Raw genomic sequence first — 25,133 nt, 5'->3', positions numbered from 1 at the left:
GAATGATGCCGTTTGATACAAGTGTAAAGTGCACAAAAACCTGGTGTTATAACTTTGGTTTGAATTTAAAGAGGAAGAACACTTCTTAAGAGGTATTGTAAATCATTAAATGATGACTAAAAAATGAATTACTATTATATAATTAAAATAAATTTAATGAAACACATTTCTCAAAGCAAAATTTACGTCTTATTAGTTGTTGCCTTATTGTCGTTAGGAGCATGTAGTAAAAATGTAGAGGATCCGGTAGTTGATAATACAGGAGGTACGGGTGATAAAGAAGACAGTGATGTTGGTAAGGGGCTCGAATATTCCTCTTTTGAAGTAAATCTGCCTGAAAATCTTCGGCCACTAACTAATGATGCTTATGCTATTTATGCCGTAAAGCCAAGCATTCGCTTTTCTGTAAACGAAGATGGTAATCTGGATACTTATTGGGAAGGGGAATTAGCACCAACTGCTGACGGACACCGTCATTTAAGCAGAATTTCCCTTACTAGTAAATCTATTGTTTCTGAAATTTCTTTTCCTCAAGTACTAAATTTAGGTAATACCACTTTCCTGGGTTACGAGTATTTTGGTAATAATCGTTACATGATGGGAGCATCGGAAGTAAACACAGATGACATTGCACGAAAGAGGCCTGTGTACTATTGTTTTGATGGCTCAGGTAACGTAAAGTACTCAATAGATTTGTGGCAGGCTCCTCCTGACCCCTCAGATACTCATGCGGCAGGAAGATCCGGACAGGGTATTGTCGTTTACAATAAAAAACTGGATAATTTTGGTATTTATTTAGCTCGCAGAGGAATGGGTGAGCATCAGGCAGCCTGGCTTAGCTTTCACGAGGCAGCGACAGGCAAGCAAACATTTGTGCGCCCTTGGTATATATCCCATAACTTCGACCAGAGGTTATTACCCCTTAATGATGGACGTTATCTTGCGTCTGCTCATGCAGATGCGTTGCCCTCAAGAGGTCTTTTAATAGAAGCCTGGAAATTTAATGATGACCCGTTTAATCGTACATGGTCAAATGTTTTTCCGCTTCCCAATTCTGCAACTGGAAATGATAATATTACCAATACAGCTACCGGTGATATATTAGAATTGCCTAATGGAAATATTGCCGTTCTTTATACTACACAACATGAGTTTACTGCTAATGATTTGCGTCGTGATCTTCGCTTGTCTATATTTTCGGGCGTAGGTGCTGCAAAAGGAAGCGCAGTCAAAGTTAAGGATGTTTGGTTAACCAGTTATAAGGCTACAGAAACTGCCGGCTGGGGAGCGCAGATGGCTCATTATTCAGAGGGAAAAATATTTATAGCCTGGAATGTCTTTGATATGTCTAAAAATGATAAAGTTTTAAAAACCTCGCTTGCGACCGTGGATTATGATGCGAATGTGCTTACTACTAAAGATGTTTCTTTGTCTAATGGGAAGGACGATAATTCCCGACTGGTACAGCCTAGTCAAATTATTAGAAAGACAAATGACGGAAAGTATTTGGTTTTTATGTCTGAAGGCTCTGCTCCAAACAAGCTTCGCGTTAATTTGGTAGCGATTAATTAATACAGATAAAAATTGTTTTAAGAGTTTTGAAAAAGCTTGATGATCAGTTAATTTGAGTTGTACTCTTTTTTTTAAATAAAAAAAAACGCCCGATAAATTCGGGCGTTTTTAATAAAAATATACTTTTAGTTTTTCTCAATCCATTTTCTGGCATTAACAAAAGCTTCGTGCCAAGGTGAAACCTCGTCGTTTCTGTCTTTTGGATAATGTGCCCAGTTCCATTGGAAGGTTGAACGCTCGATGTGAGGCATCATTACCAAATGTCTTCCGGTTTTGTCACATAACATTGCTGTATTGTAATCAGATCCGTTAGGGTTGGCAGGATAACCTTCGTAAGCATATTTAGAAACAATGTTGTAATTTTCTTCGGCTAAAGGCAATTTGAATTTACCTTCTCCATGAGAAACCCATACTCCTAAAGTACTTCCGGCCAACGTCGATAGCATTACCGAGTTGTTTTCCTGTACTTTTACAGAAGTAAAGATACTTTCGTGTTTCTGACTTTCGTTGTGAAGCATTTTTCCGTGAACTTCATGCTCCGGATTGATCACTTCTAATTCCATGAACAATTGACATCCGTTACAAATCCCGACAGATAGCGTATCTTCTCTTTTAAAGAAATTATCGAGAGCGGTTTTTGCTTTTTCGTTGTATAAGAAAGCTCCGGCCCATCCTTTAGCAGAACCTAAAACATCTGAATTAGAGAAACCTCCAACAGCTCCAATAAACTGAATGTCTTCCAGTGTTTCACGTCCTGAAATCAAATCGGTCATGTGAACGTCTTTTACATCAAAACCGGCTAAGTACATAGCATTTGCCATTTCACGCTCAGAATTACTTCCTTTTTCACGGATAATAGCCGCTTTTGGTCTCTCGACTCCGCTCGAGATGACTGGCGCCTTTCCTGTGAAATGTGCAGGGAAAGTATAGTTTAAAGCCTGATTTTTATAGTTTTCAAAACGTGCCTGTGCTCTTCCGTTTTTAGATTGTTTTTGATCTAATAAATAAGAAGTCTCGAACCAGATGTCTCTGTATTTCGCAACATCCAGATTATAAGTTCCAAATTCCAAACTTGGTGTACTTTGAACGGAACCAATTTTGAAGAATTCGATGTTGTTGGCATTTAACTTAGCTTCAACAGCAGCATCTGATTTTGCCTGAAAAACAATACCAATGTTTTCTGCAAAAAGGATTTTTAATAAGTCTTTTTCTGCGAAAGCGCTGAAGTCAATTTTTGCTCCAAGGTTTACATCTGCAAAACACAATTCTAATAAAGTTGTGATCAAACCACCGCTTCCGATATCGTGTCCGGCTAAAATTTGGTTGTCACCAATTAATTCCTGAATGGTATTAAATGCATTTTTGAAGAAAGAAGCATCTTTAATAGTAGAAGTTTCTTTTCCGATTGTATTTCTGATTTGTGCAAAAGAAGAACCTCCTAATTTGAAATCATCCTGTGACAAATTGATATAATAGATTGAATCTCCGTTTCTTTGTAAAACTGGTTCTACTACTTTTCTGATATCGGTACAGTTTCCTGCTGCCGAAATAATAACCGTTCCCGGTGCAATTACTTCGTCGTTTGGATATTTTTGTTTCATCGAAAGGGAATCTTTTCCGGTTGGAATATTGATTCCTAATTCGATTGCAAATTCAGAACAACCTTCTACGGCAGCGTACAAGCGAGCGTCTTCACCTTCGTTTTTACAAGCCCACATCCAGTTGGCAGACAATGAAATACCTTTTAACTGATCTTTAATTGGTGCCCAGATAATATTTGATAACGATTCTGCAATAGCATTTCTGGATCCCGCAACCGGGTCAATCAAAGCAGCGATAGGAGCATGCCCGATAGAAGTAGCGATTCCTTCTTTACCTAAATAGTCCAGAGCCATAACTCCAACATTATTCAAAGGCAATTGTAATGGTCCTGCATTTTGCTGTTTGGCTACTTTTCCACCCACACAACGGTCTACTTTATTGGTCAACCAGTCTTTTGAAGCTACAGCCTCTAAGCGCAAAACGTCTTGTAAATAACTTTCGAAATCTGCTGTGTTGTAAGCAACATCAGCATATTTTCTATCAATTGTTTTATCGGTCATAACCGTTTTTGGAGAACTTCCGAAGAAATCTTCCAAAGCATAATCCATCGGTTTTGAACCGTTTGTTTTAGATTCGAAAGTAAAACGGTGATCGCCCGTTACGTCTCCAACCTGATACATTGGCGAACGCTCTCTGTCGGCAATTCTTTGTAAAGTATCGATATCTTTTTGACCAATAACCAATCCCATTCTTTCCTGAGATTCGTTACCGATAATTTCTTTTGCAGAAAGCGTAGGGTCTCCAACAGGTAATTTGTCTAAGTCGATTAATCCTCCGGTTTCTTCCACCAATTCAGAAAGACAGTTTAGGTGTCCTCCAGCTCCGTGATCGTGAATTGAAACAATAGGGTTATTATCGCTTTCTACTAAACCACGAATCGCATTGGCAGCACGTTTTTGCATTTCAGGATTCGAACGCTGAATCGCGTTTAACTCAATTCCTGAACCAAAAGCTCCGGTATCTGCAGATGATACTGCAGCACCACCCATTCCGATTCTATAATTTTCTCCTCCAAGAATTACGATTTTATCACCTTCTTGTGGTTTCTTTTTGATTGATTGATCCAGTTTTCCGTAACCGATTCCACCCGCCTGCATGATTACTTTATCGTAACCAATTTTACGGTCGTTTTCTTCGTGTTCGAATGTTAAAACAGAACCTGTAATTAACGGCTGGCCAAATTTATTTCCAAAATCAGAAGCTCCGTTTGAAGCTTTGATTAAGATATCCATTGGAGTTTGGTACAACCATTTTCTTTCTTCAACAGCATTTTCCCATTTTCGGTCACCCTGAGCGGAGTCGAAGGACTTTAAACGTGAATAGGATGTCATGTAAACCGCAGTTCCTGCTAATGGCAATGAACCTTGTCCTCCGGCTAAACGGTCACGAATTTCTCCTCCTGATCCTGTTGCTGCTCCGTTGAAAGGTTCTACAGTGGTTGGGAAATTGTGTGTTTCGGCTTTTAATGAAATAACAGAATCGAATGCTTTAATTTCATAAAAATCTGGTTTGTCAGCTGTTTTTGGCGCAAATTGCTGCACTTTTGGTCCTTTTACAAAAGCAACGTTGTCTTTGTAAGCAGAAACAATATCGTTAGGATTTTCCTGTGATGTTTTTTTAATTAATTTGAATAAAGAAGTTTCTTTTTCTTCTCCGTCAATCACAAATGTTCCGTTGAAGATTTTGTGACGACAGTGCTCTGAGTTTGCCTGTGAGAAAGCAAAAATCTCTGAGTCAGTAAGTTTTCTTCCTAATTTAGTAGAAAGATTGTTTAAGTAATCAACTTCTTCTTCGCTTAAAGCTAATCCTTCTGTTGTATTGTAAGCGGCAATATCATCAATTTCCAGAATAGGTTCTGGTTGCACATTGATCGTGAAAATTTCCTGATCTAATTGGCTGAATTTCTGTAATAACATTGGGTCAAAATCTGAAAAATCAGCTGTTGCCGGATGAAATTCTTCAATTCTGATAATGCCTGTAATACCCATGTTTTGAGTAATTTCTACAGCATTTGTACTCCATGGAGTGATCATAGTGGCACGAGGACCAACAAAAAAATCCGTCAGTGCGGATTTTTCGATCTTATTGGAGTCGGCAAAAAGCCAGTTTAGTTTTGAAATGTCTTGAGCCGAAATTTCGTTTTGCGTCTGTACTGCAAAAACAGTTTTGCTTTGGTTTTCAAAGAAATGGATCATTGTGATGTGTAGTTTGTTGTATTGAAGTGCAAATTTAGTTTAAATATCTAGCAAGCGCAAATTTGAAAACAAACTCTTTTAAAAAATATGATACCGTTCTGAAATTGGGATATTGTCGTGCAAAGTTTTTATTTTCACGCAGATTCAGCAGATTCTAGAATGCTGGAACTATTTATAAGTAGTTCCAAAAAAAATCTGCTAAATCTGAGTGAAAAGTATTTTTAGTTAATGATTATTTTCCTGATGCTAGTTTTCGAATCTTTAACAATTTTTAAAATATAAATACCACTTGGTAAATGACTTACTGAAATGGTGTTTTCTGTAGTGTTCTGTTTTTCAAAAACTTTCTGTCCTGAGAAGGAAACTATTTCTACAGCATAAGAAGAGCCAGATTCGCTTAAATTTATATTGAAATTCCCGTTAGAAGGATTCGGATAAACGATAATTCCGTTATAATCTGCAATGTTTTCTTCTCCTCCGGCTACAGTAGACTGTACTTTTTTACTGCCTAAATTAGCACAGGTATCTTGTGAAAATGAATCCCATTGTGCACTCAGATTAAAAGTGGTACTTGGTGAAGTTACAGTTGATTTTCTTCTTAAAGTAACGTCAGCTCCAAAATTAGCAGTTCCGCCATTGAAAGTTCCGATGATGTCGATTAAAACGCCATTTTTGAATAAACCAATAGGATCATTTCCGTTAAAGGCCATTTCAGTTGCTGTTGTCGAAATATTAGCCGCACTGGTTGAATAACAGCTTGAAGATATGGAGCTGTTTACAATGACAAATTTACTTCCCGAGGCTAAGGTTCCGCTCAAAGCCAAACCGGTACTCCAGGAACCGGAACCGTTTGTTTGTTTTTTTATCGTATACGAAGCTAAACTCACAGAACTTCCTGTGTTATTGGCAATTTCAATTGCTTTATTGTTTCCGGAACCTTCGACGTATTCAGAGAAAAGAAGATCCGTTGTAGATCCTGTTCCGCCACTGTCGGTTGTAACTGAAATGGTATTACTTGAAGCGGAAACATTTCCTGCGGCATCTTTTGCTTTTACATAAATAGAATAAGCTGTTGCCGCGGTTAAACCTGTTATTGTTGCAGTTACACCGGAAACAGTGGTTTTTAAAGCGTTGTTTGCATAAACATCATAAGCTGTAACGGCTACATTATCGGTAGAAGCAGTCCAGGATAGTGTAATAGAAGTTGCTGTTTTTGAAGTCGAAGCTAAGCTTGTCGGTGCAGTTGGAGCCTGAGTGTCTGAAGAAGGTGTTCCTCCCCAAATTTGATTGACATATTCCGGATGATCGATATAAGGGTTTCTATTGTTCTGACGGGCATAAATCGCATTGTTTCGGGCAATTTCTCTGGCGCTTACAGGATCTTGTGTGTGCCAGGTTATTAGAAGATTTAAGAATGCCGTAGTAAAAACTTTATTGCCGGAACCGTCAAACATAGGGAAAGAGTAACCCGCAACGGTATTTTCATAACGAGTAGCAAAATAAAAATACATTCTGGCAATATCGCCTTTGAATTCGTTTATAGGTTCAAAAACGGTTCCGGAGTATCCGGATACCGAACTGGAGCCTAATTTACCTCCATTTTGAGAAGTATAAGTAGCAGAACTAACAGTTCCGTGAGGATAGTTGGATCGGATTCCGTTTACTTTTCCATCTGTCGGAGTGATAAAATGTGCATCGGATACCATTGGAGATTGTTCGTTAAAAACGGATTGCGGAATGATATGCTCTCTGTTGTAGCAGTCACCTTCTGAAACGTAGTTCCCACAACGCTGTGTTGATCCTGTGGTATAATTGTATGGGTCAGTTCCGGATGGGTTTTCGGAATACATGTCTAAAACAGTTCCGTCATTTTCAAAAAAATTATCGACATCGGAGGTTTGATAAGTGGTGTACAATCCCGCATATCCGTTATCGGTATGACCTTTAATAATGTTGTACAATTGTGTTTTTAACGTATAACCTGTTCCTGTTGCGGTGTTGTAATAGCCGGTGGGAATTTGCGCAAATGCCGTTGCGGCAAACATCAATAACAGTAAAAAGTAGTTTTTTTTCATAGTTAATAGTCTTTAAGATTTGGTTGTTTTTCTGTTTTTAAAATACTGAATTTTAGAATGTTGAAAATCAGTTTTAGCAAATCTACTATTTTTATGAATTATATAAGTTAAGTGATGTTTAATTTTGGATATATTTTCTTACGAGTGTTTTTTGGGGTAGAAAATGTTTAACGTGTGAAGTTTTTTACCATGAATTGAACGCAGTTTGTCATTTCGACCGAAGGGAGAAATCGCACGCGAAACTCCGTCCCAATTGTCGCCAATCTTTGTCGAATCCCACCTGTGATTTGTTTCGCCTGTTCACTGTCGCTAGAGTCTCCCTTCGCTCGAAATGACATGAAACTACTTAGGAAAAGCGGCGTTTTGATAAGCTCCTAAATCCGGAGGAGAAGTTCTTGTTTTTCCAATAATGTCTAAAGGAATGTTATAGGCCTGGTTTCCTTTCGCGAAAGCGGAAGAAGTATTGTCAATGTTGAATAGGTTTTTAGCAACATTAAAGAACTTGGGATTTTCGTTCAGAATGATCTGGTTGTAGTGTGCCGGGTCCGTTTTGAACTGGTAATCCGGATTGGTGGAAGAACTGCTGAATTTTAGCAAACAATTATTGAGTTGGTACACAAAGGCGGCAGTGGTTTTTTTGTTTAAATTGAACTCGTTGGTTCCAGATCCGTAAATGATACAGTTGTTAAAAGTTGCCTGTGTCAGCGGATTTGTTTCCGGAACAGCATTGGCCAGGCTGTTACTTAGGCTAACTGCAAACTGAGAATTATTTGACCAGCTGTTGTTGAAGGTACAATGGGTGAATTTGTAATCTCCCCCATATACACAAGATAAACTGGCGAGACCGGCATAATTGATAACAATGTTTTCTCCATTTATACGGGCATTTTGTGCCAGTATTCCATATTCGACAGTGTTGTAAATCTGAGTGTTTTTGATTTCAATAGTCGAAGCAGGATTCGGATTCTTGAAATTTAAACCAATGACCGCATTTTTCAGGGTAAGATGATTGATGGAGTGATTGGTACTTCCGTTAGCAAAAATAACAGAGTTCCACTGTCCGGGAATATTATCGTAAAGCGATTCTAATCGATCGCCTTCAAAAACAACTTCATTTTCTAATTTTGGAGTTGAAGAAGTGGTTCCTTTAATTTGTAAAGAAGCTTTATCGTCGACAAAAAGACCTGAATTGGCATGGAAGTATACGCGTGCACCTGCTTCAAAAGTCACCGTTTTGTTTTTAGGAACACCGGCAAATCCGTAGATAACATAAGGTTTTTGTTTGGTGAAAAGCAATTCGTTTCCGTTGACAGGATCGTTATCATTCAGGTAAAAACCATCTACATCTTTGCCTTCAATTTTAATTTTCTCTTTGGTTCCATCAGGATTTTGTTGTGGATAAAGAAAAATAGCGTCCTGAATCAGTGTGACCAAAGCGACTTGTTGTAGATTAGCGCCGCTGTCAAACTGAATCTGATCGGTATATAAAAAATCGGTTGGATTTGCATCTGTAATATCTGCGGTGGTTTCTACAAAAATGTACAAACTGTCTTTAGCTAAAAGTGTGACGTCTTTGAAAATTTTACCATTGTTTCCACTCATGCCGTCAACCGTCATTCTGTATTTTGAATTTAAACCGTTTTTGAGCTGAATAATAGGAATGGAGATGTCGTTTTTACTTCGGTTGTATACTTTAAGCTGGTAAGTAGCAGAGCCAATATTCTTGAAAACAGTGTCCAAATAAACGGTGTCTTTAGAAAACTTTAAATCTCCGGAACTGGCAACGGTATCAAAATCAGTTCGGCAAGAACTAAAAGCTAGAATTATTCCGAAAATGAAGAGTACAAAGTATTGACGCATTTGAATGATTTTTTTGCCACGGATTAAAAGGATTAGAATGATTTTGCACGCAGCAAAAATATAATCTGTAATAATCTGTGCAATCTGTGGCATAAAAAAAAGTCTCAGCAACAGATTAACAATTAATGTTTTTGTAAAAATAACAAAAAACTTACACGTTTGAAGTGGATTTTTAATTTTAGAATGGGATTTTCAAATTTGTATCTCATCTTTTCTTTAATTTTACGTTTTTAAAGACTATTTTAATGAATTATACAAAAGAGCAGATTTTAGCGCGCTGTAATGAGTTCTCAAAAAACACATTGATGGAAACGCTAAAAATAGAATATATCGATGCAGGGCCTGATTTTTTAACTGCAAAAATGCCTGTAAATCCTTCTGTTCATCAGCCAATGGGCTTGTTACACGGTGGAGCTTCAGTAGCTCTGGCAGAAAGTGTTGGTAGTGCAGCATCCTTCTTTTTTATCGATATGAAAGAACAGGAAGTACGTGGCATAGAAATTTCGGCAAATCACTTGAAAAGTATTCGGGAAGGCTGGGTTTTCGGAACCGCAAGAATCATTCACAAAGGAAGAAGTATTCACTTGTGGGAAATCAAGATTACGGATGAAGAAGGAAATCTGATTTCGCTTTGCAAACTGACCAATATGGTTTTGGAAAAAAAGAAAACAGTATAGGAAGTATGAATGATTTTTTTTCTAAAATTAAAGTACAGTACGAAAAGCGTTTACCTTTTGTAATGTACTCTAAACCGAATTCTACTACCATTTTTGCGCTTTTGCAGCAAAATGACACGTTACATAAAATCTCCGATTACAAGGAAAAAGGTTTTGTTTTTGCTTCTTTTGATGAAAAACAACTGATATTGATTCCGGAGAATGAATCCGAAATTTTAACAGCAGAACAGCTGGAAATTGCTTTTGAGGCTGCTGAAATTGAAGATTCAGGGATTGATAACGAGGCCAGGTTACACTATGAAGCATTGGTTTCAAAAGGAATTCAGGCGATTCAAAACGATGAGTTCAAAAAAGTAGTGCTGTCCAGAAGCGAAAAAGTAACTTTAAGCGAGTTCGATTTTGTGTCTACTTTTCAGCACCTGATTCAATTGTATCCCACGACTTTTTCATATGTTTTTTTTCATCCAAAAATTGGTTTATGGATGGGAGCCACACCGGAACGATTGCTGAAAGCCAATGGAAATGTTTTTGAAACAGTGGCTTTGGCCGGAACACAAAAAGCAACCCTGGAAACGGATATTTTATGGCAGCAAAAGGAGAAAGACGAGCAGCAATATGTTACGGATTTTATTGTAAAAAGATTACGTGAAGTAGCTTCTTCTGTAGATGTATCTGAACCTTACAGTGTAAAAGCGGGATCGATCTGGCATATCAAAACAGATATCTCGGGAGTTTTAAATGATAATTCGACGCTTGAGGAAGTAATCGATACATTACATCCAACACCCGCAGTTTGCGGTCTGCCAAAGAAAAAGGCAAAGGCATTTATTATTGAAAATGAAAATTACGACAGGACTTTTTACACGGGATTTCTAGGGGAGTTGAACAGCAGTTTTGCTCATGATGAGATCAGTTCTGATTTCTACGTAAATTTACGCAGCATGCAAATTCAGGAGAATAAGGCGATTCTTTACATGGGTTGCGGTATTACAAAAGAAAGCGTTCCCGAAAAGGAATGGGAGGAAAGCGTGAACAAATCGATGACAATGAAAAGAGTGTTGAAGATAAAATAAGTTGGAAAAAAGTTTCAAGTTTTGTTGTTAACCTGAAACCTGAAACTTGAAACAAAGAAAACTTGAAACCTGAAACAAAAAAAAGAAAAAAGAAAAAAGAGTAAAGAAAATAGACAAAACATCAATTTTGATTTTTGACATTGATATTAAAAATTATGAAACTAGACATATTAGCATTTGGTGCACATCCTGATGATGTAGAATTGGGTTGCGCAGGAACAATTTTAAAAGAAGTATCACTGGGTAAAAAAGTGGGTATTGTCGATTTGACACGTGGAGAGTTAGGGACGCGTGGTACGGCGGAAATTAGAGATGAAGAAGCAAAAGAGGCAGCAAAGATATTAGGAGTTTTGGTTCGTGAAAATCTGGGCATGCGTGATGGCTTTTTTACGAATGATGAAAAACACCAGCTGGAGGTTATTAAAATGATTCGAAAGTACAAACCAGAGATTGTATTGTGTAATGCAATTGATGACCGCCATATCGATCACGGGAAAGGGAGTAAATTAGTTTCGGATGCCTGCTTTTTGTCAGGATTGGCAAAAATCGAAACCTCGATCGATGGAGAGCGTCAGGAAGCCTGGCGACCAAAGGTGGTGTACCATTATATACAGTGGAAAAACATAGTGCCTGACTTTGTAGTGGACATCACAGGTTTTGAAAAGAAAAAGGTTGAAGCCGTTTCGGCATATAAAACTCAGTTTTATGACCCAAATTCAAAAGAACCTGCTACGCCAATTACGAGTAAAAACTTCTTTGAGAGTTTAGATTATCGTGCGAAGGATCTAGGAAGGCTTGTTGGGAAAGATTTTGCTGAAGGTTTTACTGTTGAAAGGTGTTTGGCTGTCAATAGTTTAGAAAATTTACTGTAAATTTTTCATTTTTTTCTTTGTAGAACTCAACATTAGTTATATATTTGCACTCGCTAAGCAGAAATGCACAAGCAGAAAAATGGTGGTTGTAGCTCAGTTGGTTAGAGTAGCGGTTTGTGGTGCCGCGGGTCGCCGGTTCGAACCCGGTCAGCCACCCAGAAATTTAAAGCCTTGAAGAAATTCAAGGCTTTTTTTTGTTTTTATACAAAAACGAATCTTGAGAGTTTTAAAATTTCAGGTTTCAAGTTTCAGGTTTCAAGTTCCAAGTTTCAAGTTCCAAGTTTCAGGCTTCCGTTTCGAGCTTTGTGGGTAATATAGTAAGCTGTTGCTCTAAAAGAGTCTTAGCGACAGCATAGTGCAAAGCACTATGATCTGAGTTAGGTAGTGTCGTCCAGAAAAGGAAAGAGCAGATCAGCTACAGAATTTCATTATCAAATAAAAAAAATAATTTTCTATGATTTTAATCATGTAATGGGTTGAAGTTCAGTACTACCTTTACAATGTAAAAGATAAGTTCTTAACCTATAAGATATGGTCTAATAAATTAAAAATGGTAGCACTGTAAGGTAGATCCTAGCATTTCTCCTGAATCGAATTTAAAATTTGGAATTTGAATAATTTGTAATAAACCCCAATAATTACAAAAAAATCTAAAGGACAATTTCGATTCAGGAGTTTTTAATTTAAAAGGGATGGTTGTGAAATAATAAGTAATGAAACTTACAGCGTTTATGAAGATTCTTAAAGCTTTTTTAGTGGATTTGGTGAGCTGGTGAGAGAAATAAACAAAAAAGCATGATTCTAAAAAAAATCATGCTTTTTTGTTTATTGTAATTTAGTTTGTGAACTATCTTATTTCATCAAAGGTATTCCCTTGTTTAATGTCTCCGGTTTGGAAACCTTTTTTGAACCAGAACATTCTTTGCGCGGATGTACCATGAGTAAAGGAATCCGGAACCACTTGTCCCTGCATTTTGCTCTGAATGGCATCATCTCCAACAGCGTTGGCTGCACTTAAGGCTTCTTCAATATCGCCAGCTTCTATATATTGTTGGTTGTCATGAGCCCATACTCCGGCATAAAAGTCGGCTTGTAATTCCAGCGCTACAGATAGTTTATTGGCTTCGGCTTCACTTTTTCCTTCCTGTGCTTCTCGCATTTTTGCCGAGGTCCCCAACAGTGTTTGTATATGATGGCCTATTTCGTGCGCTATAACGTACGCAATAGCAAAATCCCCACCTTGGGCACCAAATTTAGTTTTTAGTTCTTCAAAGAAGCCTAAATCCATATATACCTTTTGGTCTCCCGGGCAATAAAATGGCCCGGATGCAGATGATGCACCTCCACAGGCTGTGTTTACGGATCCTCTGAAAAGTACTAATTTAGGTTTTTTATAAGTAAGTCCTTCTGCTGCGAATTTTTTCTCCCAGGTGTCTTCGGTTTTAGCTAAAACAGATCTTACGAAATGTCCCATTTCTTCATCTTCTTTACTCAATGGGGCAGCAGTCTCAGTGGCTTGTTGTCCGCCTTGCATTTGCTCCAATACATTACCTACCGTTTGGCCGGTTTCACCACCAAAAACATTTAATAATAGAATAATAATACCGATAACGCCACCGCCAATGGCAACTTTTCCGCCAGAAATTGATCTTCGGTCTTCAACATTATCGCTTTCTCGCGTTCCTTTCCATTTCATAGTAATTTGGATTTTAGTTCGTAAAGGTTTGTGTTGTACGAATTTATATTTTTTTTAGGAATAATGACGTAATAGCCGAATTTAGTTTTGCATTATTTTAGCCATTTTACTAAAGCTTCTTCAACACTGCCTTTCATTATGGGCTTAGAGATGTAGTCGTTCATTCCGGCAGAAAGACATTTGTTGCGTTCCTCTTTTTCGGCGCCGGCAGTCACGGCTATGATCGGAATGTCTTTTCCTATAATGGTATTTCTGATGGCTCTTGTGGTTTCATAACCGTTCATAATAGGCATCTGAATGTCCATAAAAACCAAATCAGGATTGATGTTTTCAAATTGACTTACGGCTTCGTAGCCATTTTCGCATTCGTGTATGTAGGCACCGCTGTACAGATTTTTGATGATGGTTTTTAAAAGCAGCATGTTGACCTTATTGTCTTCAACAATCAAAAAGGTAATACTTTTTTGATTTGAAACTGGGTCGTCGGAATTTAGTTCGAGACTGGTATTTTGAAGTTCAGTATTGTATTTCTCGCTAATGCTTTGATTGCTTGTTTTTAAGTTCAGGTCAAAATAAAAATTACTTCCTTTGTCGATTTTACTTTCCAGTTGTAAGCGGCTTTCCATTAAAGCAAGCAATTGATTTGAAATTGTCAGTCCTAATCCCGTACCTCCAAATTTTCTCGTCGTAGAGCTATCCTCCTGAGAAAAGGCTTTGAAGATTTTCTTCTGATTTTTTTCGAGAATTCCAATTCCGGTATCCACCACCGAAAATCGGATAGTGCAATCGTTGTTGCTGCTTTTTTCTAAAACGGAAACATTAAGCTTGATAGAGCCTTTGTTGGTAAACTTAACAGCATTTGAAAGCAGATTGATTAAGATTTGTTTGATACGCACAATATCTGTCCAGATGTATTTGGGAACATCGGGTGCGACATTTAATTCTAACTGCAGATTTTTTTGATTGGATTCGTATACAATTAAATCAAAAACTTGTCCGAGTACTTTTTTGATGTCGTATAAATCGATAAAAAGTTCGAGTTTTCCCGCTTCGATTTTAGAAAAGTCAAGAATGTCATTGATGATATCCAGTAGCGAATGCGCTGACTGGTTAATCGTAGTCATGTATTTTTCCTGAATTTCTTCAAGGCCGGTATTCATCAGTAAATGTGTGAAACCAATAATACCATTCAAAGGGGTTCTGATTTCATGCGACATATTGGCCAGGAAATCAGATTTAGATTTATTGGCTGCCTCGGCAAGCTGCTTGGCTTTTATGGCATCTTCGCTTTCTTTTTTGTTGGTGATGTCGAAATAAATTCCACCCACAAATTCAATTTCATCCCCTTTTTTAATCACGTCTCCAAATTCTTCTACCCAGATAAACTCGCCGGTTTTCCGCCGGATGCGATAGATATTGTGCAGCGGCATTCCACTTTGTAAATTATCGATTTGGTTGTTGATCACTTCGTCTTTGTCATCAGGATGAATAAGAGATAAAAAGGATAAATTATTTTCAATAAACTCTGATTTGGAATAACCGGTAAGATTTAAAATTTCATCGTTGAGAAATATTTTAGTAGAGAAAGCATCAAATTTTGACAAGTATACCGTGCCGGGAATGTTGTTGGCGATTAATTTGAATTTTTCCTCACTTTCGAGAATTTTCGTTTCGTTTCGGTTTCTTTCCAGTGCCGATGAGATGTTATTTGCCAGAACCTGAAAGATGTAAATTTCTTCTTCAGACCATTTTCGCTCTTTGGTGCAATCGTCGAAGCCTATGAATCCGGTAAAGATATCGTTGATGTACAGCGGTAATATCAGAATCGATTTGATTTCATTGGCAATCAGTAGTTGTTTGAAAAAAGTATTGTCTAGTTTGCGGGTAAGTGTATTGACGATTTTTTTGTTCTGAGCAGCATCGTAAATTTCTTGCAATTGATCTTTTGTTAATCGCTGTAATTTTGTGATCTGATGCTCAATACCCTGTCTGGACCATTTGTATTTCTGACTTACGGTATTTGTTGTAAAATCTTTTTCGTAGTAGTACATATGGTCTACTTTGGCTGCTTTTCCAATTAAATTGTAGGTCTCCTGAAACATTTCCTGAGTAGATTTACTCATTAGAAATTTTTCGGTACACAGGGAAAGGGCTGACAATAGCTGACTTTTGAATTCTAATTTTTTTTCGGCCTCCAAACGCATTTGTGAGGAGATTGCCAATGAGATTACATCCGAAATGGTGCGGGCGTAATTGATATCCTCGTTGTCCCAGTTTCTTTTTTCTTCGGTACTTTCAAAGCAAACAACTCCAACAAGCTGTCCGTTTAAAAATATAGGGACATCCAACATCGATTTGATGTGGTTTTTAGTAAAGTATAATTTTTGAAATTCGGATGTTTCGAGCTTATTGAAAACGTCCGGAGCATTTATGATTGCTTTGCTTTTAAGCGTTTCAAAGTAAATTGGATACGATTGTTTGTCCAGTATATTTTTGTCATTAAGATGCTGTTTGTCAATGCTGAAAAGATTCTTGCAGCTGATTAAGTCTTTATGACATTTCCAAAAGCTCACCCGATTGGTTTTGGTTACTATTGCGGCTTCTTTTATGATAAAATCAATAACCGTATTTAAATTGTCGTATTGGCTAAAATCTGTAGTCGAGAGTTTATTAATCGAATTGTTATACGATTCGATTTTCTTCAGACGTTTTCTTTTGTCGTTCTCAATATTTCTAATTTCAGTAATGTCACGGGCTATTCCGGCAAAGCCAATTGTTTGTCCGAGGTCATTTTTTCGAACAATAATCTTTTGCGAAATCCAAAGCTTTTTCCCGTTTTTCTTCAGAATAGGAATTTCAATGGTGGGAAAATTATTTTCATTCATTTCCAGGTTTTCATAGAAATCTACGGCATTACGCTGATAGTTTTCATGGATGAAATTAGAATAATGCTGAGAGATAATTTCGTTCTCAGAATACCCCAATATCGAAAAACCAAAGTCATTGATAAAGGTAAAATAGCCGTCAGAGTCAATTTCAAAAATGATATCCGTAGCGGTTTGGATCAGGTTTTTGTATTGATCACGAACGGTAATTTGTTCTGTAACATCCTGACCGATACTAATAATTAAACCCTGAGAAAATCTTTTATCTTTCCACTGTATGTATTTGTATTCCCCGTTTTTGCTTCTTAATTTCCGGATATAAAGTTTGTCTTCTTCATGATTTATATTGCTGAGGTTTTCAGGATCGTCTGTTTCATTTGTTAATTTCCAAAATTTAGCTCCCATAACTTCGTCCGGTAAATATCCCAGAATAGAAGTGATAGTTTCACTGCAAAATAAGACTTCGTTTTTTTCATTTGTGGCAATAGTCAGTGAATTTCCTTTGTGTACAATTTCATTGGTGAATCTGAAATTATCACTGTTGTTTAGTAAAACGACATATTTAACCTGATTAAGAATGAAAATCAGAACACAGTAGTTGATTAAGATAATGGATGATTTTACGGGAATTAATTGATAAACAACCGTTGTAATCAGAAAGGTAAAAACTAATCCAACAAAGAACCAGTATAGTTTTATAGGTTTTAAGATGCTGTAGGAGAAGTAGAAGAAAATTAAAAAAGCAATTATAGGAATAATATCGTTGGTGCGATAGATGATGTTGTATCCGATATAAAAGAGATAAACAAAGAAGGACAGAATAAATATCGACTGAACCCGCTCTTTTAAAAATTCAATTTTACCAATGATAAAATAAAATAAAAGCATCGAGAAGCCTATGCTTACATTTACTAAAAGCAAACTCTTTGGCCTGATTTTAAAAATTTCGTTGATGATTTCGATTACAATCAATGCAATACCAAAGAACAAAATATAGAGATGATACTCTCTGTTTACTGTTTCTGTTTCCGGTTTTCTTTCGATGAAGTAGCCAATTCTGGTCTTGATCCGGAAGAATTGATATACGAGAAGGGTCAGAAAGGCAATCATCGACAATCCTAACATAATGAGTTTAGGATTGTTGTAAAATATGATATCTGAATTGATAACATACCACTTCGTAATAATTGATTTCAGGGCATTACCAAGTATGGCAACTCCTGGGATCAACGAATTGAAAAGACTATAGTTTGCTACCATAGAATTCGGGGGTATGTTTGGTTTAGTAAATCTTTTATTTTGAAAATTTCAACAGAGCAGGTTAGACTCTTTTTTAGCTGAAATTTTATATTTTTTAAAAATCAGACTGACCGATAGAGTCAATAGGATCTTCTTTATCCGTTTTTATAATAGCACAATATATGGCATAAGTCATGGAATAGCTAAAAGGGATCGTAAAAAGTACTCCAATACAAAATGCACAAAGACCAACTAGTATAGCGCCAACTATAGTAATTATAAGTCCTAATAATATCAATGGCTGTTTGCTTATCAAGATGAGACTTGATTTAATGGCATCAATGGCTTTTAAGTTTCCAAATACGATAAGTGGAATGGTTAAGAAGGTAAAAAAAGATAATGTCAGTGAGAAAACTAATCCTACGGCATTTAATTTTTGAACTTCTAAAAAGGTCGTAACGATAACGCTAAACAATGAAATCAAAAAGGTCGCCGCAAAAATTTGTGCGAAATGGCGGCTTTTGTAATAGGAAAATATTGTAGAGACATTAAATTCCTGATCTTTTTCTGCACAATCGGCCATTTTTAAAAACCCTGCCGTAAAAGGACTCATAATTGCCGATACGAAGGCTGTTCCAATAATATAAAGGACTAGATAAATTTGAGACAGATTTTGAGGCTGTATGTTCAGGAAGTTTGCATTCGTTAATTTGTCGATGCCAAAAAATGCAACTAGTATGAGATAAACAATAGCACCAAAGAATACCGAAAAAACCAATAGCATTAATCCGGCATAGACGGCTATTTTCTTGTAATTTTCAAAAGCATGATTGAAAACAGTTGAAAAATCTAAGGTATATCCATGATTTTTAATGTCTTTGATCTGATCGAATGTAGATTTCATTTTTATTGGAGTAGAATTATTTTATATCGACGAAATTTTAAATAATTAATGCGCCGTAAATATAATATTTTTAATCAATTTGATATGAAAATCTGGAAAACATTGCGAAATTGTTTTTTTACAGATTACAACCAGTTCAGTAAACGTTTCAGGGATATCAGTTTGTCTTTGTAAGGAGCATAACGCATAGGTAAATCAAGCCAGTTTCCTTTTTTTACGACAGCTTTGTGGTGTGAGAAAATATCAAAGCTCAATTGACCGTGATAAGCGCCAATACCGCTATGACCAACTCCTCCGAATGGTAGTCTTTTGTTTGAGAAATGAACCACGGTATCATTAATACAGCCTCCTCCGAAAGAATGGGAAGTAATTAGTTTTTTAGCAAAATTTTTATTTTCACTGAAAACATAAAAGGCAAGAGGTTTTTCATAACGACTGATCACGTTGTGTATGTCAGCCTCTGTTTCGTAAGTCAGAATAGGAAGGATAGGACCAAATATTTCTTCCTTCATGACCGGACTGTCCAAAGCGGGTTCTTCAATTAAAGTAGGAGAGATATAGTTTTTTTCAGCATCCGTTTCTCCTCCAAAAATAACCTTTTCGCGTTCGATCATACTGTCTAGTCGGACCCAGTTTTTGGTGTTGATGATGCGGGCAAAATCAGGAGATTTGTCTATTTTTTTGCCATAAGCTTTTAGAATTTCTTCTATCAGAAAAGAAATAAAATTGACTTTCATGTTTTTCTGAACCAGGATATAGTCCGGTGCAATACAGGTTTGTCCGGCATTGATGAATTTCCCCCATACGATTCGTTTTGCGGCCAGCTTTAAATTCGCGGTTTCGTCAATGATACATGGGTTTTTTCCGCCTAGTTCTAAAGTTACGGGAGTTAAATTTTCGGCAGCAGCTTTGGCTACAATTTTTCCAACAGTAACACTTCCGGTAAAGAAAATATAATCCCAGCGCTGTGCCAGTAATTGGTTCGAAACTTCAACACCTCCTTCAATAACTTCAACATGTTTGACGTGAAAGGTCTTCTCAATAATTTTAGCAATCATTGCTGAGGTGTGAGGTGTTAGTTCTGAAGGTTTTAAAACCACTCTGTTTCCGGCGGCTACAGCTGAAATTAAAGGACATAAAGCCAATTGAAACGGATAATTCCAGGGAGCAATTACCAAAACATTTCCGTAAGGTTCTTTAAAAATGTAATCGGTAGAAGGGAAATTGAGCAGAGAAGGCAAAACGCGTTTTGGTTTCGCCCATTTATTAATGTTTCGAATAGTATCCTTTAGATCCGAAATTACATAGTTGGTTTCGGTTAAAACAGCTTCAAATTCAGGCTTTTTAAAATCATCGTACAAAGCTTTTACAATCAAATCCTCGCTTTTCTGAATGTTGTACAACAATTTCTTTAACGTTTCTTTCCTGTAGGCAATGTTGTTTTTATAGTCCATAGTGTATAATCCGATTGATTTTTTGCTTCTGCAAGTTAATCGATAAAACTTGATATTTTAACAATTAAATCATAAAATCATAGCGCATTCCAAATAGTCTCGTCGGGAGTAGGAGCGATTATCGTGATGTTTTCTTTAGAAACCGGATGTACAAAAACTAATTTTCGGGCATGAAGATGTATTCCGCCGTCAGGATTACTTCGGTCAAAACCATATTTTAAATCTCCTTTTATAGGAGAGCCAATCGCTGCCAGTTGGGCACGAATCTGATGATGACGACCGGTATGCAAATTGATTTCGAGTGCCACATAATTTTGAAGCTCTTTGAAAACAGTATAATCCAGACTGGCCAGTTTACTGTCTGGAACTTCCTTTAAATGTGCTTTTGAAGTATTGTTTTTCTCGTTTCTTTTGAGGTAATGAACGAGCTTCGCAGTGTTTTGTTGCGGTTTATTTTTAACAACCGCCCAATACGTCTTTTGAGTTTCACGATTACTGAACATTTCGTTCATACGTGACAATGCTTTACTGGTTCTGGCAAAAACAACAATTCCTGTCGTAGGTCTGTCCAGACGATGAATGACGCCCAGAAAAACATCTCCGGGTTTATTGTATTTGTCTTTGATGTATTCTTTTACAATATCAGATAAAGGTTTATCCCCGGTTTTATCTCCTTGTACAATATCACCCACACGCTTGTTGACCACAATGATGTGATTGTCTTCGTGAAGAATTTGGAGGTTGTTTTTGTTGGAAAGTACTTTCAAAATCGATTTTTAGATTTTTAGATTGTTTGATTGTTCGAATTTTTTAGATTGAGATTGTCTAAATTAAAAGAGATCAATTGTTGTGTTTTAATAGTTTTAAATCTTGTAATCTGTTTGTTACCAGCGTTACTTAATTTAATTTCAGTTGAACAATTCAATAATCTTAAGATCGAAAGATCCAAGTTAGTGTCGTTCAACTGAAATTATATTAGAGTAGATTTAAACTTTGAGGTCATTTTTACAATTCTATCGAGATTAAAGCACAACTCATCCAGTTTTTCCTGATCGAGATAGCCTAAATCAAAAGAGATTAATAATTGAGTTTCAATTTCGAAAATAGAACCGATTGCAATTTCGAGAAATCTTGAAAAATCTTTGCTGCTGCTTCGTGAGCATCCTTCAGCAATATTTGAAGGCACAGACACAGAGGCACGACGAAGTTGATTTGTTAAACCAAATTTTTCTGATTCAGGGAAATTAGATGTAATGGCGTAAATTTCGGAGCAGAATTTTCTGCTTGATTTCCAAATTTCTAAATCTTTAAATCTATGCATTACAGGTTTTTCTTAAATTGAGTTAATTGCGATCTAACAATCCAATAATCGAACTATCGAAAAATCTAAATTAATACTGTTCCCCTGAATTCGGGAAATCTGCAGATTTAACGTCGGCAGCATATTGGCTGATAGCCTGAGTCATTTCTTCGTATAAATTTAAGTAACGGCGTAAGAAACGAGGACTGAATTCGTTGTTCATTCCCAACATATCATGAATTACAAGAACCTGTCCGTCTACACCGCCGCCGGCTCCGATTCCGATTACCGGAATTGAAATGCTTTTAGCAACCTGCTCGGCTAAATGAGCCGGGATTTTTTCTAAAACAATACCAAAACAGCCAATTTTTTCGAGAAGTTTAGCATCTTCAATTAATTTTTCGGCTTCTTCATCTTCTTTTGCACGAACGCTGTAGGTTCCGAATTTATAGATGGATTGAGGTGTTAAGCCCAAATGTCCCATAACCGGAATTCCTGCGTTTAATATTTTTTTGATAGATTCTTTAATTTCTTTTCCTCCTTCAAGTTTTACCGCATGTCCGCCGCTTTCTTTCATGATTCTGATCGCAGAGCGCAAAGCTTCTTTTGGATCTGACTGGTAACTTCCGAAAGGTAAATCTACCACTACTAAAGCTCTATCTACAGCGCGAACTACAGACGAGGCATGGTAAATCATTTGATCTAAAGTAATAGGCAATGTCGTTTCATGACCTGCCATAACGTTTGATGCAGAGTCGCCTACCAGAATAACATCGATTCCTGCGGTATCAACAATTTTTGCCATTGTAAAATCGTAAGCGGTAAGCATTGAGATTTTTTCTCCATTGCTTTTCATTTCGATTAATGACTTTGTGGTGATCTTTTTATAATCTTTTTTTGCTACTGACATTTTTGAGTTTTTTTGAATGTGTAAAAGTATTGAATAATTATAGATTGAAATCAGCAATAGAAGATTATTTCAATCGTAAATAATTTCCCCTCTCTGAATTCTAGTCTAAATTCGCTGTCTTCCAGTTGAATAGCGTACAGGTGTGGGTTTTTCATGGAAGCGCCGATATAAGTCCCGTATTTTTCAATAAATGCTTTTTCGGTCAGAGTGTGATTGAGAGAAGCCGTTGGACTGAAAACAAGTTTGTTGCTTTCGTTGATAAAAACCTTCGTTATTTCAGCCTGATTTTGTTTTTCATCTACTGAAACTTCAAAATCCGGATAGTAGTAAAAAAGCTCACTGAGGTAAATACCGCATTCGTCGCTTACGGTTCCTTTTTTAGTAGGTTTTCCAAAGTTTTTGACTAAATCTTTTTGCGAAAAAAAGAGTGATTTTGTTTTTACACCTTTTAAAAGAAATTCGGCTTTTTTACTGAAAGCGGTAATTTCTTCCGGTTTTTTGGTTTTCGCTAATCCTTTGGCAATAGCGATATTCAGTTCAGTATCGGCCAGAAGTTTTGGATCGTTTAATTGTTTTACAACTTCATAATATCTTTGATATGCGGGTGCCAGTTTTGCATTTTCACTGTTCCAGGCCAATTCTACAATTCGTTCGCCAATCGTTTTGCGTTCTGCAACCGCATTGACATTCAGCTTATCAAAATCTTTGAGTAACGAATTAAAATCGGGTCTTTTTCCAAGGAATTTTCCAAGTGTAAATTGTGCATACTCAGGATCACTATGACCTTGTATGTTTACCCATTCGTCCGGGTTTTTTGGAAGATAATTAACCGCTACAGGATCACCGGTGAACAGAATGGCTCTGATTTTTGAGTTTTTATCCGGTAGTGCTCTTGCTTTTAAACCGGCGACTAAAACAAAAAGATGGCTGCTGCCATAGTAATTGTCGTTACCTTCAATAATTGGATTTTCGGGATCTTTTGTTTGAACATCTTTTGCGTTTAACCTTTTTGCAATAAATTGCTCAGGAACATAACCTTCTGAGAAATTATCGGATCTTACTTTATACCAGCCATTTTTACTTTCCGAAAGAAGCTGAACTTCTGCTCCATATTTAAAATAGCCAAGAAAGTCGCCTGCAGTAGTAGTTGAAGTATAGAGACGAGTATCAGAATTAAGAAAGTAACGTTCTTGCGAATGAATCAGAGCAGAGCAAAACAGTATCGCTATAAGTAAGAAGTGCTTTTTCATGAAGTAGTTTTTTCGCCACAGATTAAAAGGATTGAAAAAGAGCTGTAATAAACTTAATTCAAACGTATTTAATCTGTGGCAAATGTTCTTTAGCAATCCGCCATGTTTACGGCAATGGCCAATCCGCCTTCAGAGGTTTCTTTGTATTTGGAATTCATGTCTTTGGCAGTTTGCCACATGGTATTGATCACTTTGTCTAAAGGCACTTTTGCATTTTTAGAATCGGTTTCAAGCGCCAGTTCAGCCGCATTGATAGCTTTTATGGCTCCCATTGTATTTCTTTCGATACACGGAATCTGAACCAAACCGCCAATTGGGTCACAGGTAAGACCTAAGTGATGTTCCATGGCAATTTCGGCAGCCATTAAAACCTGAGCAGGAGATCCGCCCATTAATTCGCAAAGTGCTGCTGCAGCCATTGATGAGGATACACCAATTTCGGCCTGACAGCCTCCCATTGCGGCAGAAATGGTTGATCCTTTCTTGAAGATACTACCAATCTCTCCGGCAACCATTAGGAATTGTTTGATTTCTTTTTCGCCTGCATTATGGTTTTCAATTACCAGATAATACATTAAAACAGCCGGGATTACACCTGCACTTCCGTTTGTAGGAGCAGTAACTACACGACCTAAAGAAGCATTTACCTCATTCACGGCAAGTGCAAAACAGCTTACCCATTTCAGGATTTGACGAAATTTAACCTCTGTTTTTCTGATTTCTTCCAGCCAGCTTTGTGGATCTGAATAGTTAGATAAACCGATTAAATTCTGATGCATGTCAAAAGCACGTCTGCGAACATTCAGACCGCCCGGCAGAATTCCTTCTGAATGACAGCCAATGTACATGCATTCTAACATGGTATGCCAAATGCGCATTAATTCGGAGTGAATTTCAGCTTCCGGACGCATCGATTTTTCGTTTTCATAAACAATTTCAGAAATCGATTTGTTTTCGGTCACTGTATAATTTAAAAGCTCAACAGCATTTTGAATCGGGAAAGGGAAGGCACATTTGATCTCTTCTTTGATTTTAGCATTGGTGCGTTCTTCTTTAACGACAAATCCTCCTCCAATCGAATAAAAAGTAGATTCATATTCAGAATCGTCAGCTTTATAGGCTGTAAATTTTAATCCATTAGCATGAAAAGGAAGGAAATCTTTATTGAAAACAATGTCCTGAAGAAAGTAAAACGGAATTTTATATTCGTTAGCCAGAATAATTTCGTGCTGTTCTTCAATGTTTTTAATAATTCCGGCAATGTTTTCAACCGGAATATACTCGGGATCTTGCCCGCTTAAACCCAGCATTACCGACAAATCGGTAGCATGACCTTTTCCGGTTAAGGAAAGAGATCCGTATAAATCGACTTTTACACGTTTAGTCTGGTCTAAAATTGATTCGTTTTTCAGCTCTTCCAAAAAACGTTCAGCGGCTCTCCATGGCCCTAAAGTATGTGAACTTGAGGGACCAACGCCAATTTTAAGCATATCAAAAACAGAGATACATTCTTCCATTGTGCAATTTTTATTAAGACAAAGATAATTGAATAATGCAATCCTGCTCAAT

Annotated in this window: 16 protein-coding genes and 1 tRNA gene; 5 read left to right on the top strand and 12 right to left on the bottom strand. The window is 37.0% G+C overall.

All coding sequences use genetic code 11. The features are described from left to right. The first annotated feature begins 156 nt into the window (after positions 1 to 156). Positions 157 to 1,572 (top strand): hypothetical protein, encoded by a 1,416-nt coding sequence (locus M4I44_RS20595; RefSeq protein ID WP_249965943.1) that lies wholly within the window; start codon positions 157 to 159, stop codon positions 1,570 to 1,572. A 125-nt stretch (positions 1,573 to 1,697) separates the two neighbouring features. Here the strand turns inward: M4I44_RS20595 and purL are convergent, their stop codons facing one another. The 3 genes from purL to M4I44_RS20580 all read right to left on the bottom strand — a co-directional run bounded on the left by purL (position 1,698) and on the right by M4I44_RS20580 (position 9,304). Beyond that, positions 1,698 to 5,369 carry a phosphoribosylformylglycinamidine synthase gene (gene purL / locus M4I44_RS20590; RefSeq protein WP_249965942.1) on the bottom strand — a complete coding sequence of 1,224 codons (3,672 nt, stop codon included), beginning with the start codon at positions 5,367 to 5,369 and terminating at the stop codon, positions 1,698 to 1,700. A 221-nt stretch (positions 5,370 to 5,590) separates the two neighbouring features. Continuing rightward, positions 5,591 to 7,444: an endonuclease gene (locus M4I44_RS20585; RefSeq protein ID WP_249965941.1), complete on the bottom strand. Its 1,854-nt coding sequence runs from the start codon at positions 7,442 to 7,444 to the stop codon at positions 5,591 to 5,593. Between the two features lie 342 nt (positions 7,445 to 7,786). After that, entirely contained in the window at positions 7,787 to 9,304 is a 1,518-nt protein-coding gene (locus M4I44_RS20580; RefSeq protein ID WP_249967433.1) for a hypothetical protein, read from the bottom strand. Positions 9,305 to 9,549: 245 nt separating this feature from the next. On the opposite strand from M4I44_RS20580, the gene M4I44_RS20575 reads away from it, so the two are divergent. The 4 genes from M4I44_RS20575 (at position 9,550) to M4I44_RS20560 (ending at position 12,082) form a co-directional block, all read left to right on the top strand. Continuing rightward, positions 9,550 to 9,981, top strand: coding sequence for a PaaI family thioesterase (locus tag M4I44_RS20575; protein ID WP_017496067.1), 432 nt, complete (start codon positions 9,550 to 9,552; stop codon positions 9,979 to 9,981). A 5-nt stretch (positions 9,982 to 9,986) separates the two neighbouring features. Further along, positions 9,987 to 11,054 (top strand): chorismate-binding protein, encoded by a 1,068-nt coding sequence (locus M4I44_RS20570; protein ID WP_249965940.1) that lies wholly within the window; start codon positions 9,987 to 9,989, stop codon positions 11,052 to 11,054. A 155-nt stretch (positions 11,055 to 11,209) separates the two neighbouring features. Continuing rightward, on the top strand, positions 11,210 to 11,926 hold the full coding sequence (gene bshB1 / locus M4I44_RS20565; protein ID WP_017496065.1) for a bacillithiol biosynthesis deacetylase BshB1: 717 nt from the start codon (positions 11,210 to 11,212) through the stop codon (positions 11,924 to 11,926). Positions 11,927 to 12,008: 82 nt separating this feature from the next. Continuing rightward, positions 12,009 to 12,082, top strand: a tRNA-His gene (locus M4I44_RS20560). Positions 12,083 to 12,773: 691 nt separating this feature from the next. Here the strand turns inward: M4I44_RS20560 and M4I44_RS20555 are convergent. The 9 genes from M4I44_RS20555 to M4I44_RS20515 all read right to left on the bottom strand — a co-directional run bounded on the left by M4I44_RS20555 (position 12,774) and on the right by M4I44_RS20515 (position 25,081). After that, the gene (locus M4I44_RS20555) at positions 12,774 to 13,622 is read right to left on the bottom strand and encodes a neutral zinc metallopeptidase (protein WP_017496064.1); all 849 of its coding nucleotides are present in this window, start codon (positions 13,620 to 13,622) and stop codon (positions 12,774 to 12,776) included. A 92-nt stretch (positions 13,623 to 13,714) separates the two neighbouring features. Next, positions 13,715 to 17,767 (bottom strand): PAS domain S-box protein, encoded by a 4,053-nt coding sequence (locus M4I44_RS20550; protein WP_249965939.1) that lies wholly within the window; start codon positions 17,765 to 17,767, stop codon positions 13,715 to 13,717. 94 nt (positions 17,768 to 17,861) lie between these two features. Beyond that, the gene (locus tag M4I44_RS20545; protein ID WP_249965938.1) at positions 17,862 to 18,650 is read right to left on the bottom strand and encodes a hypothetical protein; all 789 of its coding nucleotides are present in this window, start codon (positions 18,648 to 18,650) and stop codon (positions 17,862 to 17,864) included. A gap of 125 nt (positions 18,651 to 18,775) precedes the next feature. Continuing rightward, positions 18,776 to 20,104 carry an aldehyde dehydrogenase gene (locus M4I44_RS20540; RefSeq protein WP_249965937.1) on the bottom strand — a complete coding sequence of 443 codons (1,329 nt, stop codon included), beginning with the start codon at positions 20,102 to 20,104 and terminating at the stop codon, positions 18,776 to 18,778. Between the two features lie 77 nt (positions 20,105 to 20,181). Continuing rightward, positions 20,182 to 20,871 (bottom strand): RluA family pseudouridine synthase, encoded by a 690-nt coding sequence (locus M4I44_RS20535; protein WP_249965936.1) that lies wholly within the window; start codon positions 20,869 to 20,871, stop codon positions 20,182 to 20,184. Positions 20,872 to 21,074: 203 nt separating this feature from the next. Then, a complete protein-coding gene (locus tag M4I44_RS20530; protein WP_249965935.1) occupies positions 21,075 to 21,425 on the bottom strand; it encodes a four helix bundle protein in 351 nt (116 codons plus the stop codon). Between the two features lie 70 nt (positions 21,426 to 21,495). Further along, positions 21,496 to 22,314 (bottom strand): 3-methyl-2-oxobutanoate hydroxymethyltransferase, encoded by an 819-nt coding sequence (gene panB, locus M4I44_RS20525; protein WP_017496058.1) that lies wholly within the window; start codon positions 22,312 to 22,314, stop codon positions 21,496 to 21,498. A 50-nt stretch (positions 22,315 to 22,364) separates the two neighbouring features. Next, positions 22,365 to 23,564: an SH3 domain-containing protein gene (locus tag M4I44_RS20520; protein ID WP_249965934.1), complete on the bottom strand. Its 1,200-nt coding sequence runs from the start codon at positions 23,562 to 23,564 to the stop codon at positions 22,365 to 22,367. 89 nt (positions 23,565 to 23,653) lie between these two features. Continuing rightward, a complete protein-coding gene (locus M4I44_RS20515) occupies positions 23,654 to 25,081 on the bottom strand; it encodes an L-serine ammonia-lyase (protein WP_249965933.1) in 1,428 nt (475 codons plus the stop codon). Positions 25,082 to 25,133: the final 52 nt, after the last annotated feature.

It is taken from the genome of Flavobacterium sp. B183 (genome assembly GCF_023539155.1).
Classification (GTDB): Bacteria; Bacteroidota; Bacteroidia; order Flavobacteriales; family Flavobacteriaceae; genus Flavobacterium; species Flavobacterium tructae.
This window is presented reverse-complemented; position numbering and strand designations above follow the sequence as displayed.